This is a genomic window from Nocardia sp. NPDC056564 (assembly GCF_042793755.1).
Lineage (GTDB): Bacteria > Actinomycetota > Actinomycetes > Mycobacteriales > Mycobacteriaceae > Nocardia.
In genome coordinates this window covers 150,852-167,061 of sequence record NZ_JBHTUR010000005.1, presented here as the reverse complement: position 1 = coordinate 167,061, position 16,210 = coordinate 150,852, and the positions used below count along the sequence as shown (strand labels likewise).

Genomic DNA, 16,210 nt, shown 5'->3' with positions numbered 1-16,210 from the left:
CCCATAGCTCGCGGCACGGTACACAGCCGGGCGAAGCTCGGATCATGATCCTCGACTTCGATGACCTGTATACGAACTCCACCGTGCCCTGGGATCTCGGCGCGCCCCAGCCGGCCGTGGTCGCGCTCGCGCGTGCTGGACGGTTCTCCGGCGCGGTGCTCGATGCGGGGTGCGGCCTCGGCGACAATGCAATCTACCTGGCCCGGCAGGGATATCGGGTGACCGCGATCGACGCCGCCGGGCCGGCCGTCGAACAGGCCCGGCGGCGAGCGGCCGGAGTGGACGTCGAATTCCGCGTCGCCGACGCCACCGAGCTCTCCGGCGTCACCGGGCGGTTCGACACCGTGCTGGACAGCGCGCTGTACCACTGCCTCGCCGACGCGGACCGCGGGCGATACGTCACGGCTCTGCACCGCGCCACGAAGCCCGGCGCGCGGCTGAACCTGCTGTGCTTCTCCGACCAGCGGATCGGCGCAGTGCCTTCCCCACTTCCCGTGTCGGAAGGCAACATTCGCGACACGCTGACCGCAGGCGGTTGGGCGATCACCGATCTGGCCCCCGGCGAACTCCGCGCGCTCACCGAGTCCTGCCGCGCGTTCGTCGAGCAGTACCCCGAGGCCGAGACCGACGACCAGGGGCGGATCGCGATGCCGATCTGGATCGTCCAGGCGAACCGGATCGGGTGAAATCATAAGTGCCGCAGCGGCGGCGATCCGGCTGCCGGAGTGCGCGCTCCGGCCGGAGCGCGCACCCGGATCAGTAACCGAACTGGCGCAGAATCGGCCCGCAGACGTGCCATTCGTCGCCGCCGTCGTGCGCCTCGTGGGCGAGGTGCGCGACGTACCACATCACGATGTCGGCCCCATCGATGTTCTCGCCGTTGACCTGCCGCCAGAGCTCGTCGTCGTTCGCGTTGCCGAGCGCGCCACCGAGGTCCTCGGGACCGTGGTAGGCGGTGACGGCGACGTCGAGCCGGGAGAACCAGTCGCTGGCACCGTCGAACGGTCCCCGGTCGATGAGAAACCCACGCCCGGTGCCCTTTTTGAGCACCGCCCAGCGATTGTCGCCGATGTGGATCGTGGACAGTTCGTTGGTCCGCGGGATCCAGCCGGGCCCGTAACCCCAATCCTGGCTGGTCAGCGCGTGTTGCAGGGCGAGGTTGTTCGCCGCACCGTCGATGTCCCAGTCGAATCGCCAATACGTGTGGTGGCGGTGGTTGGCCGGGTGTTGCAGGCCCGCGCTGTAGAGCTGGGGCAGGATGATGCCGTCGCTGCGGAAGATCCACCGGTTGAGCAGGCGGTAGCGGCCGATCACGTGGTAGCTCTCCACCACGAGGAAGCGGTACGCCGGGTTGGTCCCCTCGTAGACCGCGACGGGTCGCTGCATGTTGCGGCTGCTGAGCGCGTCCTTGTACGGACCGCCCGCCCCACCGTCGTATTGCACACGGATCATCGGCAGGCTGGCGCGGTGCAGCACCTTGATGCCCTTGTAGAAGACATCGCGGAAGGCGATGGCCTCGCTCTTGCCGTCCAGCACCTCCCAGTAGAACTTCCAGACCGGGGCCTCCGGCGGCCAGCTGACCGTCCCTGAGCTGCTCATGACCGTCCCTCCGGGATCAGCCCGACCTCGGCGACGTCCTCGGCGCTCAGATCCACGATGGCGAATGCCGTGGGCAGGCGCCGATCCGCGGGCCCGAAGCGCAGATCGACGAGCCGGTGTCCGTACCGTGCGCTGTGGAAATTCACGTCCTCGACGATCAGCCCGGCGCCGGTGCCGACGTCGATCCCCTGCTCGCCCAGCCGGCCGTCGCGGCGGACCAGCTCGATGGCGCGCGCCTCCTCGGCCGCGGACACGGCGGGCTGGTTCCGCGTCGTGTGCACCTCGACCAGCGATCGCGTGGCCACGTCGACCAGGATCTCGACGACGATGTCGTCGGCATAGTTGTAGAGGACGACCACCGGATACTCGGTGCCGCGGTCCAGGAACCGGGTACCGACGCTGATGATCTCGTAGCGTTTGCCGTCGAGCAGGTCGGCGATGCCGGGCAAGCCGAGCGCGATCTCGGGCGCGGCCGCGGCGGCCGCGTCGGCCGCGCGGAGGTCCCGTTCCGGCGAATGCACCGGCGTGGTCGGCACCGGCGGGAGCAGCTCGCTCCAGTCGCGCGCGTCGGCGAATTTCGGATCGATGTCGTGGCCGAGATCGGTGATCTCGGTTCGCAGAAATCCCGGAGGCGGCAGGGTGAATCTTTCGGCCATGAGCGAACTCCATGCTCTTGGTACTGACTGCGCGGTGTTCCGCACGCCCCCATATTTCGACGCCGCGCCACCCGGGTCGCGAGTACTTCTGTACTCCACTTTGTCGTCCCCACCGACCGGGAACAGCAGGTAGCCGCGGTCCCGACCGGACGATTCAACAGTCACGGTTTCGTAACGGGCCGGAATGGGTATTGAGAGATGTATGACATCGACGGATCACCGACCCACCCGGATCGCCGGCGTGGAGCCGGGGACCGCGGTACTGGCATTCGCTACGTGCCTTGCCTTTTCGATCGGCATCGCAGCTCTGACGCAGTCTGCTACCACCACGGTCCTCGCGCTCGCCAGCCTCGCCGCCGGACTCGCGCTGGTACTGACCATCCTCCCGCACAAGGCCTGACCCCCGCACGCCTCCGCCCATCACCGGCCACATCGAGCGCCCGGCTCTTGCTTACCGGGCCCGAGCCTGATGGCATAGCGCCAAGAAGATCGGCGTATTTCGGAGGCAAGCATGCTGTCCCTGCAAGAGATTTCGGACCGCCTGGAGATCCAGGACCTCATGGTCCGGTACTCCCACGCGGTCGACACCGCGCAGTGGGAGCTGCTGGACGACATCTTCACCGAGGACGCGCACATCGACTATTCCGCGATGGGTGGCGCGGTCGGCGACGTGGCGGCGACGAAGAAATTCCTCGCCGCCATGTTGCCGAATTTCCCCGCGTTCCAACACTTGATCAGCAACTCGTCGATCACGGTCGACGGCGACACGGCCACCGGCCGGACCATGTGCCACAACCCGATGCTGCTGTCCGGCGGTGACGGACCGCCGAGCCTGATGCTGTGCGGGCTCTGGTATCTGGACACGTTCGCCCGCGTCGACGGGCAGTGGCGGATCGCGCGGCGGGTGGAGGAGAAGAGCTACCTGTTCGTCGCGCAGGCGCTGCCCGGCACCAGCTGAATCGACCGCGGTCCCGGCGAGATCAGCCCACGATCGGCAGCGCGCGCTCCGCCGCGAGACCGCTCAGCGCCTCCTGCATGACGCCGGTGACGTGCTCGTAGGCGGCGTCCAGATCCAACTCCGGTCCCAGCTCGGCGCGCAGGTCGATCGGGTCGAGGAACTCGACGGTGACCTTGCTCGGCAACGGGATGTGCCCCGCGAGATCGCCGATATTGAGTCCCCAGGGCAGGGCCAGCGAGATCGGAAACACCTTGAGCCGCAACATCTGATCCAGCCGCAGCAGTCGGGCCAACCGGTCCCCGCGGGTCAGCATCAGCGCGGTCTGCTGGGCGCCCATGTTGACCATCGGCACGATGGGCACGTTCTCCTCCCAGGCCAGGCGGAGGAAGCCGGTGCGGCCGGCGAAGTCGATCTCGTCTTCCTTCCAGCTGGGGCGGTGCACCTCCCAGTCCCCGCCGGGATAGACGAGCACCACCGCGCCCTCGCGCAGCACCTGCCTGGCGCTGTCCGGATCCGCACCGACCGTGCCGAAGCGGCGCAACAGGGTGCCGATGACCGGATAGGCCATCACCATGTCGTGCGCCAACTGGAAGAACGGGCGGTGCGGACCGAACCGGCGCACGAAGGCCAGCGTGGCCACCAGCACCTCGGGTGAGACGTTGCCCCCGGAATGATTGCCGACCAACAGGACCGGGCCCGCGTCCGGTATACGTTCCAGCCCCCGGACCTCGGCCCGGAAGTACAGCCGGGCGAACATCCAGCCCGGACCCACCGTGTCGATGATGAACTCGGGATCCCGCGCGGCCGGATCGGCCGCGGGAACACGGGCATTCACCTGCTCGGCGACCCAGTCGGCGACCCGGTCGATCCGCTCGGTCGGCAGTCGAAACAAGTTCATGGGCAACGCTTTCCGTGCGAACGCTTACGACTCGATCGACAACAGCCTGCGGAAGAAGCCCCGGTAACCCCGCAGCGCCTGGCGGAGGTCTTCGGTATCGGCTTCGCCCAGACCGGCGCTGCGCTGCTCGAGCACCCGCTTGCGTTCGGCGTAGACGGTGGTCAGCTGATAGATGACGTCCGAGACGATCTGGTCGGCCTGGGTGACCGCGTCGCGCGGATTGTCGACGAAGGCGCCCTGCACCTCGCGCCACTGCGTGCGCAGCCGATCCAGGTCGGCGTCGGCGAACAGCGGCGTTTCCACGTCGTCGAGCGAAACATGCTGCTGCTCAGCGTCAGTATCCGCAGGCGCAGCCTGCTCGGCGGCGGTGCCGGTCGCCGCGGGCGTCACCTGTTCCGCCTCGGCGTCGGCCGTGGTGGTCACCGGATCGTCCTCGGCGGTCGGCCGCGCGTCGTAGTCGTAGTCGGCGGCGGAGGCCGCCACGGGCTGCGCCTCGTAGTCTGCCGTGGTCGCCGCCCCCGCACCGGAGTTCGCGGTGGTCGCCCGGTCGGGCTCCGTGGCGCTCACGTGCTCCGGTTCGACCTCCGCCTGGGTCGCGCTCGCCCGCTCGTCCGCGACGTCGGTCTCCGATTCGCTTGTCGCCCTGGCATTCTCGTCCCCTTGCCAAGACGATCGCGGCTCCTGCTCGCTAAGCGGAGCCGCGTCGGTCGACTTGCCGGAATGCACGGTGCGGTCGTATTCGGTGCTCATGACAGTGCTTTCTTGTCGTGCTCGGAATCCTGATCAACGGTGCGCTTGTCGGATGTGCCATTCAGCAAGTCCTGGAACAGCTCTCGGTAGTGCACGAGGGCGGTGCGACGGTCCTCGGTGGACACCTCGGTGCCGGTCGCCCTGGTCGCGATCTCGTGCGCGGCGCGATAGTGGCCGAGCGGCTGCGCGTGCTCCACCGACAGGTCCGCGACCTGCTGGTCGAAATTCTCGGTGGGATAACCGCGTTCGCTCATCACCGTGGTCAGCAGCCGATCGGCGGCCTGCAGCGCCTCGGCCGGATCGTCGATGAACCGCTCCTGCACCTCGACCCACTGCGCGGTGTAGAGCTGCTGCTGTTGCGGCGTCAGCGCGCGCAATTCCAGCTCGGCGTGGCGCTTTTCGCGTTCGGCCAGTTCACGTTCGGCCGCCCGGCGGTCGTCGTGCTCCTCGACCGTCCGGTCGTATTCGGGGCCGAACTTGGTGCGCAGCCGCTGCCTGCGCACCATGGGCCACACCGCCGCCGCGACGACCACCGCCGCGACAACGACCAGAACGATCACGATGATCAACACTCCAGACGACACCTGAACCTCCTTGCCGAGCCTGTCGTATCCGGACAGGTAATGCCTCGCCGCCGAGGTTCCAAACTCTTGATCTCGTTCGGATGTCAACCAGTGGGATCGGGCCACGCCCAGGGGATTTCCGTGCCCGCTCTGCTCAGCCGAAACGCAGCGCCTCGACCGGGCAACTGTCGACGACGAGCTGGATCAGGTCGCGATCCTGCTCGTCGATCGCGTCCACGACCGGCTCGACGATGCCGTCGTCACCGACCCGGAACAGGTTGGGGGCCAATGCCTCACACATGCCGTGACCTTCGCAGCGGGCGCGATCGGCGATGATCTTCATGACGACAGTCGCTCCAGGTGGATGGGCAATCCGTCGGCCGGCATCGGGCCGGTGCCCGCGACCAGCGGCACCTCGTAGCCCGGCCGCACGGACCAGCTGTATTGCAACAACATCTGGTGCAGAACGGCTTTGACGGTCATGCCGCCGAAATAGAGACCGATGCATTTGTGCGCACCGCCGCCGAACGGCGACCAGGCGAGGCGGTGCGACTTGTCCTCGCGCCGATCGGCGGCGAACCGCTCCGGGTCGAAGACATCCGGGTCGGGCCAGTAGTCCGCGGTGCGCATCATCGGGTATCCGCCGACCATGACCAGCGTGCCCTTCGGCACGTAGTGGCCGAGAATGTCGGTGTCCCGGATGGTTTCGCGAATCTGCTGCGCCACCGGCGAATACAGGCGCAGCGCCTCCTTGAACGCCAGATCGAGACCGGGCAGCCGATCGAGGTCGGCGTAGTCGAGCGTCGGCTTGCCCAGCGCACGCGATTCGGCGCGCAGCCGGTCCTGCCACTCCGGATGGCGGGCGAGTTCGTAGGCGAGCATGGACGCGGCGATCGTGCTGGTGTCGTGCGCGGCCATCATCACGAAGATCATGTGCTCGATCACCTCCTGGTCCGAAAAGGCATGTCCCTCATCGGTTTCGGCGTGACACAGCACGCTGAACAGATCGGTCCCCGCACCCGCCCGCTTGGCCGGCAGCTCGCGCCGGAAGTAGTCGCTGAGCACGCGCCGGCCGCGCACGCCGCGCGACCACACCCCGCCGGGCACCGCCGCGCGGATGAGCGCGGCCCCGCCGTGCACCGCGTCCTCGAAGGCCCGTTCCACCGTCACGCTGTCCGGGCCCAGCTCGGCCCCGGCGAAGACCTCGGTGGCCTGCGCGAGCATGATCTGCTTGATCGCGTCGAACAGCGGGAAGTGCGGGCCGGGCCGCCAGCCGGCGATGCCGCGGCTGATGCGCGGGGTGGTCAGATCCAGGTAGCCGACGAGCCGGGGCCGGGTGAACGCCTGCTGCATGATCCGCCGATGGAACAGATGCTCGTCGAAGTCCCGCAGCAGCAGCCCACCGCGAAAGAACGGGCCGATCAAGAACTCCCAGCCGCGCTGCGCCGAGAACACCTTGTCCCGGTCCATCAGCACCACCTCGATGGCCGCGGGGCTGGTGACGCCGACCGTGGGACGGCCGAGGATGCCCATCCAGTTCACCGGCCCGTAGCGCTCGGTGCGGTGGCGCACCAGTGCGATCGGATCGGTCAGCGCGTGCAAGGTGTAACCGATTCCGGGAGCGCCGAAGTCGCCGGGCACGGGCCGTAAACCGCTGCCCGGCGGCGGATCCGCCAGCGGCCGCTCGGCCGACGGGAACCGGCCGGCCACGCGGGCACCCAGCGTTTGCGCGTGTTTGGCGACCCGAGCCCGTAAGCGCCGGACATCGCCCTGGACATCGGTGACTTTCGGGGGAATCAGAAGACTCATGACGGCCGTCCCTTCGCAACGCTGCGGCCCTTCAGACGATAGAGGAATCATGCGTTTCCGTAAACAGTTGTTTCCCGACTTCTCCTCTGCCAGACTGGCCTGGTGACCCGAGCATTCAGCGGCACCTACCGCGGCACCTCGACCGCCGAACGCCGGGAAGATCGACGCAGGCGACTGCTGGACACCGCGCTCGACATCGTCGGCACCCAGGGCCTGTCCGCGTTGACCGTGCGCGGACTCTGCGAACAGGCCCGGGTCGGCCCCCGCTTCTTCTACGAGGCGTTCCCCGATCTGGACACGCTCGCCTCCGAGTTGCTCCTGGAGATCCAGGAATCGGCCCTCGGCACGGCGGCCGCGGCCGTCGCGGGCACCGGCGGCACGCCGTCAGACAAGATCCGGGCCGGGGTCGCCGCGCTCATCACCGAACTCACCGACGACCCGCGCCGGGCCAAGGTCGTCTTCGCCCAGGCCTCGGGCAGCGAACCGCTGATGCGCAGCCGCTTCGACGGCATGCGCCGGGTCGCCGACGTCATCACCGAGCAGACCCGCCTGGTGCTCGACCTGCCCGCCGGGCACGACACCGCGGTCACCGCGACCTCGCAGCTGATCACCGGCGGCGCCGCGGAACTCGTCCTGGTCTGGCTCGACGGCGGGCTGGACGTCGACCGGGACGGTCTCATCGATCTGCTCGCCGAGTTCACCATCGCCATGGTCGGCCGGCTCCCCGACGTCGCTCGGCGCCTGTCGGCGGGTGCCGGGAGCTAGCCGATCGGCGCGTGCCGCAGGCTCTCGCCCGTGCGCAGCAGCAGGCCGAGCACCTGCTGTTCCGGGGGATGGCCGCAGCCGAGCAGCCGGTTGCAGTGCATGTGCACGAAGCTGCGGGCGAGTTCGAGCCGGGATCGGCGTAGTTCGCCGCGTGCGTCGAGCGCCTCGAGCCGGGACGCGGCGGCGCGCACGCGAAGACGACGTCGGGCGAGGACTTCCGCGATCGCGTCGCCGCCCGGCTGCCCGGCCAGCCAGCCCGGATCGCCGAGCACTGCCCTGAGCACGTCCTGCTGCCCGCGGTACTCCGTGGCGGTGGCCCGCCGGTCGAGTACCCCGCGCCGGTAGAGCGCGTCGCGCTCTCGGTCCTCGAGGCCGAGCGCGGTCAGCAGGTCGTGCACCGTGTACACGCCGAGCAGGGTGCGATCCAGGTCCACCCGGCGCTGGGCGATCAGCTCGAGCAGCTCCACCACGGCGACGCTGTCGGCGGCGAACAGTTCCTCGGCGACCGCGGTCCCGGCCGTGCCGCCGTAGCGCTCGACCTCCTGGTCATAGGTGTCCAGGCACACCCGGCGGCAGAATCCCTTGTCCACCAGCGCGGCTCCCCACCGAAGCAGCGCGGGCGCCAGCCGGTCGGCCAGGGTGTCCGGATCGCCGTGCCAGCGGATCCGCAGGTGCGGATCCGGATCGGTATAGCGGATGAAGAACCAGCTCCGCGCCGATCCGTCGGTCACGGTCTGCGCGCAGAACGTGCGGATCTGCTCGGCCAGCAGATCCTCTTCGAAAGTGGGCACGTGGTAGAGCTTGGCGAACAGCCAGTCGCTGCCGGGCGGATGTATCCGATCGGCGACCGGCGGCAGGGATTTACCGGCGGCCCGGACCGGAACGGCCGCGGCGTCCCCGGTTTCGCGCGCGTCGAGCACCACCGGCACCACGACCTCGCTGATGTAGTGCCCACCGGGGCCGGGCAGCCACGCCTGGTCCGGTGCGGGCAGCGCTTCGTGCAGGCAGATCTCCTTGGCGCCGCGCCCCTCGGTGCGGATCTGCTCGACCTGGGCGGGCGAGTCGAGGTCGAGGAGCAGGCGATGGTCCGACAGCGCCAGGTAGACGTAGCGCGGCGGCTGCCACCGCTCGCGCCACCGGTCGAAGAACTCCGTGAACGCGGCCGCCGATTTCGCGGTCGGCTCATCGATGGTGAGCCGCCATCTGGCCGGAGCCAGTACGATCCGCCCCACCTGAACCCTCGGCAGAAACGGGAATCCGGCCACCGCACCCCAATGAAACGGCGCGGCAACCGGTTTGCCCGCCCGGCTGATCTCGTCCAGGAACCGCAGCACGGCGGGCGCGACCTCGGCGTTGAGCATGTGCCCGGCGCAGGCCACGACCTCCTGGTCGACCTGCGGCCAGCGCACCACGAACCGGCCGTCGTGCACCCCGACCACCAGCTCGGACAGCGGGACCACCCGGTCGGGCGGCACACCGGGCGTGGTGTCCGACGCCAGCTCCCACTCCCGCACGGCCGGCCGGATCGCGACGTTCGCCAAGCGGCCCGGCAGCGGGTAGTAGCTGACCTCGGCCCACAGCCGGCCGGGCCGGCTCGCCGCCTCCGCGCCGGCCGCGGCGCGCAACGCGGCCTCGGCCCGCGATCCGATCAGATCGGCGAAGCGGCCGAGCACCCGGCCCGCCGCCGCGGCTCCCATATTGGGTCCGACCACGACCTGGAAGTCGCCCGCGTCCACCGCGGCCGCGGACTCGGCCACCACGAATAGCGAAATATCCAGGGACGGCGGCACTTTGGCCAGATCAAGGGGCTGAAGTTCGAGCTTGGCGACGGTCGCCGCGTCCAGCTCGACCACCTGCCGTCGATCCCGGATCGCGTCGAGGGCCAGTTCGGTGAGTGTGCGCAACCGCAATTGCCGGGCGGCGTCCTCCGGTTCGGTGCGGTCCGGGCGGCCCGGTGCGCCGAGTCCGATCTCCGGATCGATCAGTTCCAGCAGACCGACCTCGCGTTCAGCGCCGTAACGCTCGATGAAGGACTCACGGTACTTGTCCAGGTGGGACATGCCGGTCGGCCAATTGCTCAGCCGCAGTAGAAGTTCGGCGGCGCGGGCGGCCTCGTCCGCGACGGCGTGGTTGACCAGGCTCCCCGCCAACGGCGTGGCCATATCCGTCTGGAACGGCCCCTTCGGCGTCGGCGCGGAGTGCACCGACCGCGCCTGGGCGACCAGCTTCGGATATCCGGCGGCGGCCTGGTCGTGGTCGAGCCGATCCCAGGCGTCGAGTTGTTCGAGGAGATCGCCGATGGCGGCCGAATCGTCTGCGGCGGCGGGGATTTCGGCGAGGCGGCGGGCCACGTATCCGGCGGGTTCCGCGGCGGTGAGCGGCGGGCGGAGGTCGGTGAGCAGCAGCGTCTGTTCGCACAGCTGGTCCACCAGCCGTGCCGCCTTCTCCGCGTCGACACCGAAGGCCGCGCGCAGCTCGTCGACCAGGCGCGCGTAGGGCAGCGGCGACCGCGCGCACTCGAGCGCCCGCCGGACCGCGGACGTGGCGCGGAGCGAAACCGATTGGCCCGCTTGGGCATCCGCGCCGATCGCCGCGCGTTCGCTGAGGAACACCCGGTCGGCCTGGACGAAGGTGGCCGGGTTCGCGAATACCCGCAGCTGCGAACGCACTTCGGCGCGCTGCTCCAGCTGCCGGACGAAGTCGAGCAGCCAGCCCATGTCCGGTCTGGTGCGTACGATCGCCGGCGCGTCGGCCAGCGCGAGATCGGTGCGCTCGCCCCAGTTCGCCAGTCCGACCCCGGCGAACAGACCGAACGGCGTCGGCCTGCTCGACATCCGGATGAGGTACCGCTGGAGCTTTCTGGACAACCTGCCGCGGGCGCGGGCGTCGCCTTTCGGTCGTTCCAAAGCGCGGAGCAGATCACCGCCACCCACCGCCAGTGCCCGGTGCACCCGCGGGTCGGCGGGCAGCAGTGTTTCCGGCGGTCCGGCGCCGTCCTCGCCGGGCCGCGCTCGGCCCGGCGAGGCGGCGGCCAGCGCCAGATACTCCTCGATGGGCAGCAGTGGCGCGCGGACCATCAGCCAGTCGAGCGGACGGTAGATCTTCGAACCGGTCATGGTGATCTCAAATCCTCAGGCCAACAACAGCGTTCGATCCCAGATCGGCGGAATGTCGGTGGCGGCGGCGAGTAGCGCGAGAGCGATTCCGGCGGCGCCGTCGAGCAGGCCTGGATCGTTCGCCGTCGCGCCGCCTTCGGCGAGCGCGACGTAACCGAAGGGGGTCTCCGGCCGGAACATGGAAAGCAATCGAGTGGTCAGCTCCGCGGCGGCCCGGACGAACGCGGCGTCGCCGGTGTCCTGGGCAAACCGCAGGGTGATCTGCAGCAGGCCGGCCACGCCATGGCACAGACCGGGTGAATGGTCGCTGCGCCGCGCATGCGGCGGCCTGGCGTAGACGGCGGTCATCGTATCCACCGCGAGCGTGCGTAACGAATTGTCCCGCAGGGCCGTTCCAGCGAGCCACAGGCTTCTGGCCACCCCGGGACTGCCGTAGCACCAGGCGTTGTGGGTCGGTCCGTAGCTCGGCGGTGCGGCCCCGGCCGGATCCGGCAGCGAAACCGCCGTCGGCCAGTTGGGCCCCCATTCGTCATCGGCCCGGTGGGCGATCAACCAGCTCGCCACGCGTTCGATCGCGTCTGGTTGACCCGACACCGAGATATCCACCCTCTCGGCCAGCGCCAGCAACGCCAGTGGGCCGGGAATCCCGTGCGCCAGGCCGCAATTGAACACACCGTCCGGAAACGACCGGGCCAACGGGGTGTCCTGGACCATGGCGGCGGCCGGGGTGTGCCAGTTCGGCAGGCCGGCGCGCTCGTCGCAGATCGCCACCAGTCCGGTCAGTATCGAGCGCAGTGCGGCGTCGGTGCGCTCGTCGCCGTTGCGGCACAGCAGGTATGCGCCCACACCCGCACCGCCCGAGATGACGTCGAACGACCTGAACGGCTGACCCGCCGGGTGCGCCGTGAGCAGCTCGCCCAGTGCGGTCGACGACACGGCGAGCGGACCGTCCAGACTATCGAGCAGACGGCGGTACCTGGTTCCCTCCCTGGACAGGGTGTCGGCCGCGAACGCCACCTCGCACAGACCACCGAACAGGCCGAGAAATCCGGGCTCGGTCCGCCGGACGGTGTGCACGGCGCCTGCGAGGCAGTCGTGCGACCGTTCTGCCCAACCACGTTCCGGCACAAGCTGATCCAGCTGGCCGAACAACACGGCAGGTCCGGTACCGCGGGGCGGATCCGGCATCTGCCGGGCGATCGCCGCCGGGTCGCACAGCCGCTGCCCGATGTCGATGGCGACGGCGAGCGCCTGCTCGGCCAGCCCATCCGGCAGTATCCGCCGCCAGCACCGGTCGGCAGCATGGATCTCATCGACCACGGTCGACGTACGTTCCGCGTTCACCGTTGACCATCCTTTCCCTGATCTCGGGCTGTTCCGTAGCCTGCTGGTCCTCCGAACTCTGATGCGCGGGCCCGATCCGACGGGCCCGCGCAAGCTATCAGCAGTATTTGGTACACCGTGGCGGATGCTCGGTGTCGCAGGCCGAACCGCAGGTGGGACAGTGCGAGTCGTCGCACCAGTCGCCACCGGTGGTCTTGGTGACCATTACCGGGGCGAGGATGCGGATCGGCTCGCTGATCCGGATATCGAGGTCGAAATCATCTACTGGAGCGGACATGTCATTCCTTTCGAGATACCTACTTTGAACTCCGTGATCAGCACGTGCGCTGATTCGTATTGCACATCGGATAGCTGCTGCAGTCGTCGGTCGGGCACTGCTCCGGTCCATCGCTGCGGCCGCGCAGGGGCGAGTGGCTGTGGGCAGGCACCGGCAGGTCACGCAGGCGGATGTCGAGGTCGAATTCATCTATCGGAGTAGACATCTGCTCTCCCATCGGTCGGCTGTCTCCAACGGTGCTCCGCAGCGATGCCTCGGCGACAGGGGGATCCGGCCTCGATGCCCGGGAAAGTTTCCCGGTTCCGCCCGGTCGCGGCCCCTGCCGATCGGGAAGCCGGTAGTGCCAGCCTGATCGGAGTTCTCGTCACCGAGGAGGGATGCATGACCAGCACCGTGGACGCGTTCGATCTGGACATCCGAATCCGCCCGCCCCGAGCGCCGGTGGCGCTCGACCCACCGACGGAGACGGACCCGGATTCGCACGAAGCCACCTGCGGGAGCGCGTGTTCCAGCCAGGGGCCGGGCTGCGGGCGGGTGCGATAGTTGTCCGGCCGACTCGGCGAACCCGGAGCTCCCTCGGCCGAACCGCTGGTCGGCGTGGACGAAATGACCACGCCCGCTTGGATGACGGTGGATCAGCAGGTCGCCGCCGCCGGGCTGTGGCGGACGCTGCTCGCGCTGCCGGCCGGCGCGCGCGTGGTGATCGGCCTGGCCTGGCAGGCCTCCGCGCGCTTGACCGTCGGCACCGTGCTGCTCGCCGTGGCGGGCGGCTGCGCGACCGCGTTCGGCCTGCTGGCCACCGCCGACGTGCTGGGCGGCTTGCTCGCGCAGGGGCCGACGCCGCAGCGGGTGGCGGCGGCCCTGCCGTCGATCGGGCTGGTCGCGGCCGCGCTCGCGGTGCGCGCCCTGATCGAAAGCGCCACCGCCACGGCCGAAGCCCTGCTGAAACCCAGGGCCGAGCGGATCGCCAGGGACCAGGCGCACACCGCGATCGCGCGGGTCGAACTGGTCGCTTTCGAGGACAGCCACTACGCCGAGCTGGTCCGTCAGGGCCTACAGCGCGGCATGGGCAGCATCGATCGGTGTGTGCAGGCGATCGTCGGCATCTCCGGCGCACTGATCCACGTGGTCGCCGCGGTGACGACGACGGCGGTGCTGCATCCGCTGCTCGCGCCACTGGTGTTGCTGGCCGTGCTGCCGGAGCTGTGGGCCTCGGCGCGGGCGGCGAAACTGTCCTATCGCTCCTATGTCCGGATGGTGACCCGCAATCTGCGGACCGCGATCGCCAGCGAGCTGCTGTCCGGCCGGGACACCGCGGCGGAGTTGCGCTCGTGCACCGCGGGCCCGGCGTTGCTCGCCGAGTACCGGCGGATCAGCGATCAGCTCACCGACGAGACCAGCCGGGTCGAATTGGCCAGGGCGCGAGTGCGATTGGCCGGCCGCGCGGTCGCGGGGGTGGGCACCGGCCTGGCCTACGGCGTGCTCGGCCTGCTGCTGTATCTGGACTCGCTGCCGCTGGCCCTGGCCGGCACGGCGGTGGTGGCGATGCGGATGGCGGCGGCCGCCCTGTCGCAGACCATGATCGGGATCAACAGCCTCTACGAGAACATCCTCTACCTCGAGTTCTACGCCGATCTGCTGGCGCAGACCGAGCGCCGCACCCGGCCGCCCGCCACCGGGGTCGCGCCGGCCGATCCGCGCGAGATCACCCTGGATTCGGTGTCGTTCACCTATCCCGGCCAGGACGAGCCCGCCGTGCGCGAGGTGAACCTGACCATCGGGCGCGGCGAGATCGTCGCGCTGGTCGGCGAGAACGGCTCGGGCAAGAGCACCCTGGCCAAGCTGATCACCGGCCTGTACCTGCCGACCAGCGGTCACGTGCGGTGGGACGGCGTCGACCTGGCCACGGTCGACGAGCAGTCCATCTACCGCCGCATCGCGATGGTCATGCAGGATCCGGCCCGCTGGCCGATGACCGCGCGCGACAACATCCGCATCGGCCGGATCGACCGGACCGATCCCGCGGATCACGCGATCGCCCGCGCGGCAACGGAATCCGGCGCGGACGCGGTCATCGCCGAACTCCCCGACGGCGAGCGGACCGTGCTGTCCCGGCGCTTCGCCAAGGGCCGGGATCTGTCCGGCGGCCAGTGGCAGCGGATCAGCGTGGCCCGCGGCCTCTACCGCGACGCGCCCATCCTGGTCGCCGACGAGCCCACCGCCGCCATGGACGCCAGGGCCGAGCACCAGGTATTCCGGTCCCTGCAACACCTGAGCCGCGGCGACGGCCGGGCCGCGGGAACCAGGACCACCATCCTGATCACCCACCGCCTGGCCAATATCCGGCACGCCGACAAGATCATCGTGCTCGACCACGGACGCGTGGTGGAGGCGGGCACCCACACCGAACTGATGCTCGCCGAGGGTGCCTACGCCCAGCTGTTCGGCCTGCAAGCCGCCGCCTACCTGCCCGAGCGCACGGCGACCTAGCCGAAGAAGGCGGTCAGTTCGCGCACCACCCGGTCCGGCTGTTCTTCGGGAATGTAGTGGCCGCTGCCCTTGACCTCGACGACCCGGATGTCGGTGCCCTTGTCCGCCGACATCTGTTCGCGCAGAGCGGGATACGACTCCTCCCCGGCCAGGGTCAGAATCGGCAGGGTCACCGGATCGTAGGTGGCGAGATCCGCGATGTCCTGGCGCATCGTCCGATACCAGCCGTTGCCCGCCCGAATCGCCTCCGGCGCATCGTAGGCCCGCGCGTAGATCCGCCGCGCTTCCTCTTCGACCGACGACTGATCGAGCAGCATGTGCCCGTACAGCCAGTCGATCACCAGCCGGAAGCGATCGGCCAGCAGTTGCTCGGGCAGTCCGTGCAATTGGTTCAGCGCGAACCACCACGGATAGCCGCCGCGCCCGCGCGCGAGCGCCGTCACCTGATCGTCGCTGGCGGGCAGCATCGGGATCGCCTGCCAGGCCGGGTCGGGAACGCCCAGGTCGATGGTGACCAGCCGGCGCACCGACTCGGGGAAATTCGCGGCGAGGTGATAGCCCAGCGACGCGCCGATGTCGTGCCCGGCCACGAACGCGGACCGGTGACCGAGGTGCCGGATCAGTTCGTGGATGTCACGGGCCATGGTCTTCTTGTCGTAGCCGGACTCGGGCTTGGCCGAGCCGCCCATGCCACGCAGATCGACCGCGGTCACCCGATAGCGAAGTGCCAACTGCGGCAGGATCTTCCGGAATTGCCACCAGGTCTGCGGCCAGCCGCCGAGCAGGATCAGCGGCTCCCCCGCGCCGCCGGTGACGTGGTGCAGCCGAATGCCGTTGACCTCGGTGTAGGCGCTGGTGAAATCGCCGGCCAGGGAGGCGGCCAGCTCGGCATCGGTGGGGACGGTACGGGTCACAGAGTTACCTTTTCTTTAACGATCGGTCCAGAAAATGCGCATGGCAATGCCCGAACCGAGGGTGGATGCGG

General features: G+C 69.4%; 18 protein-coding genes. 6 read left to right on the top strand and 12 right to left on the bottom strand.

Translation table 11 applies throughout. The annotated features are described in order from the left end of the window. Positions 1-44: 44 nt before the first annotated feature. Entirely contained in the window at positions 45-686 is a 642-nt protein-coding gene (locus tag ACFQ9K_RS15485) for a class I SAM-dependent methyltransferase (RefSeq protein WP_378723066.1), read from the top strand. A gap of 70 nt (positions 687-756) precedes the next feature. On the opposite strand, the gene ACFQ9K_RS15480 is transcribed toward ACFQ9K_RS15485, so the two are convergent. Further along, the gene (locus ACFQ9K_RS15480; protein ID WP_378727036.1) at positions 757-1,599 is read right to left on the bottom strand and encodes a hypothetical protein; all 843 of its coding nucleotides are present in this window, start codon (positions 1,597-1,599) and stop codon (positions 757-759) included. Next, entirely contained in the window at positions 1,596-2,255 is a 660-nt protein-coding gene (locus ACFQ9K_RS15475) for a hypothetical protein (RefSeq protein ID WP_378727034.1), read from the bottom strand. The genes ACFQ9K_RS15480 and ACFQ9K_RS15475 overlap by 4 nt, the downstream gene beginning before the upstream one ends. 202 nt (positions 2,256-2,457) lie before the next feature. On the opposite strand from ACFQ9K_RS15475, the gene ACFQ9K_RS15470 reads away from it, so the two are divergent. Next, positions 2,458-2,655 carry a hypothetical protein gene (locus ACFQ9K_RS15470; protein ID WP_150404742.1) on the top strand — a complete coding sequence of 66 codons (198 nt, stop codon included), beginning with the start codon at positions 2,458-2,460 and terminating at the stop codon, positions 2,653-2,655. 111 nt (positions 2,656-2,766) lie between these two features. Continuing rightward, a complete protein-coding gene (locus tag ACFQ9K_RS15465; RefSeq protein WP_378727032.1) occupies positions 2,767-3,213 on the top strand; it encodes a nuclear transport factor 2 family protein in 447 nt (148 codons plus the stop codon). A gap of 22 nt (positions 3,214-3,235) precedes the next feature. Here the strand turns inward: ACFQ9K_RS15465 and ACFQ9K_RS15460 are convergent, their stop codons facing one another. The 5 genes from ACFQ9K_RS15460 to ACFQ9K_RS15440 all read right to left on the bottom strand — a co-directional run bounded on the left by ACFQ9K_RS15460 (position 3,236) and on the right by ACFQ9K_RS15440 (position 7,233). Further along, complete coding sequence (locus ACFQ9K_RS15460; protein WP_378727030.1) at positions 3,236-4,111, bottom strand: lysophospholipid acyltransferase family protein; 876 nt, start codon at positions 4,109-4,111, stop codon at positions 3,236-3,238. Between the two features lie 24 nt (positions 4,112-4,135). Beyond that, the gene (locus tag ACFQ9K_RS15455) at positions 4,136-4,861 is read right to left on the bottom strand and encodes a hypothetical protein (RefSeq protein WP_378983236.1); all 726 of its coding nucleotides are present in this window, start codon (positions 4,859-4,861) and stop codon (positions 4,136-4,138) included. Continuing rightward, positions 4,858-5,445: a hypothetical protein gene (locus ACFQ9K_RS15450; protein ID WP_378726583.1), complete on the bottom strand. Its 588-nt coding sequence runs from the start codon at positions 5,443-5,445 to the stop codon at positions 4,858-4,860. Before ACFQ9K_RS15450 ends, ACFQ9K_RS15455 begins: the two co-directional genes overlap by 4 nt. 133 nt (positions 5,446-5,578) lie before the next feature. Then, entirely contained in the window at positions 5,579-5,767 is a 189-nt protein-coding gene (locus ACFQ9K_RS15445; protein WP_378726585.1) for a ferredoxin, read from the bottom strand. After that, positions 5,764-7,233, bottom strand: a complete 1,470-nt coding sequence (locus ACFQ9K_RS15440) for a cytochrome P450 (protein WP_378726587.1) — start codon at positions 7,231-7,233, stop codon at positions 5,764-5,766. The genes ACFQ9K_RS15445 and ACFQ9K_RS15440 overlap by 4 nt, the downstream gene beginning before the upstream one ends. Positions 7,234-7,335: 102 nt before the next feature. Here ACFQ9K_RS15440 and ACFQ9K_RS15435 point away from each other — a divergent pair, with 102 nt between their 5' ends. Further along, on the top strand, positions 7,336-7,998 hold the full coding sequence (locus tag ACFQ9K_RS15435; RefSeq protein ID WP_378726589.1) for a TetR/AcrR family transcriptional regulator: 663 nt from the start codon (positions 7,336-7,338) through the stop codon (positions 7,996-7,998). Here the strand turns inward: ACFQ9K_RS15435 and ACFQ9K_RS15430 are convergent. The 4 genes from ACFQ9K_RS15430 to ACFQ9K_RS15415 all read right to left on the bottom strand — a co-directional run bounded on the left by ACFQ9K_RS15430 (position 7,995) and on the right by ACFQ9K_RS15415 (position 12,940). Next, entirely contained in the window at positions 7,995-11,114 is a 3,120-nt protein-coding gene (locus ACFQ9K_RS15430) for a lantibiotic dehydratase (RefSeq protein WP_378983233.1), read from the bottom strand. The genes ACFQ9K_RS15435 and ACFQ9K_RS15430 overlap by 4 nt on opposite strands. A 15-nt stretch (positions 11,115-11,129) precedes the next feature. Continuing rightward, a complete protein-coding gene (locus ACFQ9K_RS15425; RefSeq protein ID WP_378725820.1) occupies positions 11,130-12,458 on the bottom strand; it encodes a lanthionine synthetase C family protein in 1,329 nt (442 codons plus the stop codon). Between the two features lie 97 nt (positions 12,459-12,555). Then, positions 12,556-12,735: a hypothetical protein gene (locus ACFQ9K_RS15420; RefSeq protein WP_378725818.1), complete on the bottom strand. Its 180-nt coding sequence runs from the start codon at positions 12,733-12,735 to the stop codon at positions 12,556-12,558. Between the two features lie 37 nt (positions 12,736-12,772). Then, positions 12,773-12,940: a hypothetical protein gene (locus ACFQ9K_RS15415; protein WP_378725816.1), complete on the bottom strand. Its 168-nt coding sequence runs from the start codon at positions 12,938-12,940 to the stop codon at positions 12,773-12,775. Positions 12,941-13,116: 176 nt separating this feature from the next. On the opposite strand from ACFQ9K_RS15415, the gene ACFQ9K_RS15410 reads away from it, so the two are divergent. Both ACFQ9K_RS15410 and ACFQ9K_RS15405 read left to right on the top strand, forming a co-directional pair. Then, positions 13,117-13,278 (top strand): hypothetical protein, encoded by a 162-nt coding sequence (locus ACFQ9K_RS15410; RefSeq protein WP_378725814.1) that lies wholly within the window; start codon positions 13,117-13,119, stop codon positions 13,276-13,278. Continuing rightward, the gene (locus ACFQ9K_RS15405) at positions 13,279-15,225 is read left to right on the top strand and encodes an ABC transporter ATP-binding protein (RefSeq protein ID WP_378725812.1); all 1,947 of its coding nucleotides are present in this window, start codon (positions 13,279-13,281) and stop codon (positions 15,223-15,225) included. Here ACFQ9K_RS15405 and ACFQ9K_RS15400 read toward each other — a convergent pair. Beyond that, positions 15,222-16,139 carry an alpha/beta fold hydrolase gene (locus ACFQ9K_RS15400; protein ID WP_378725810.1) on the bottom strand — a complete coding sequence of 306 codons (918 nt, stop codon included), beginning with the start codon at positions 16,137-16,139 and terminating at the stop codon, positions 15,222-15,224. The two genes, ACFQ9K_RS15405 and ACFQ9K_RS15400, sit on opposite strands and share 4 nt — an antisense overlap. Positions 16,140-16,210 lie beyond the last annotated feature (71 nt).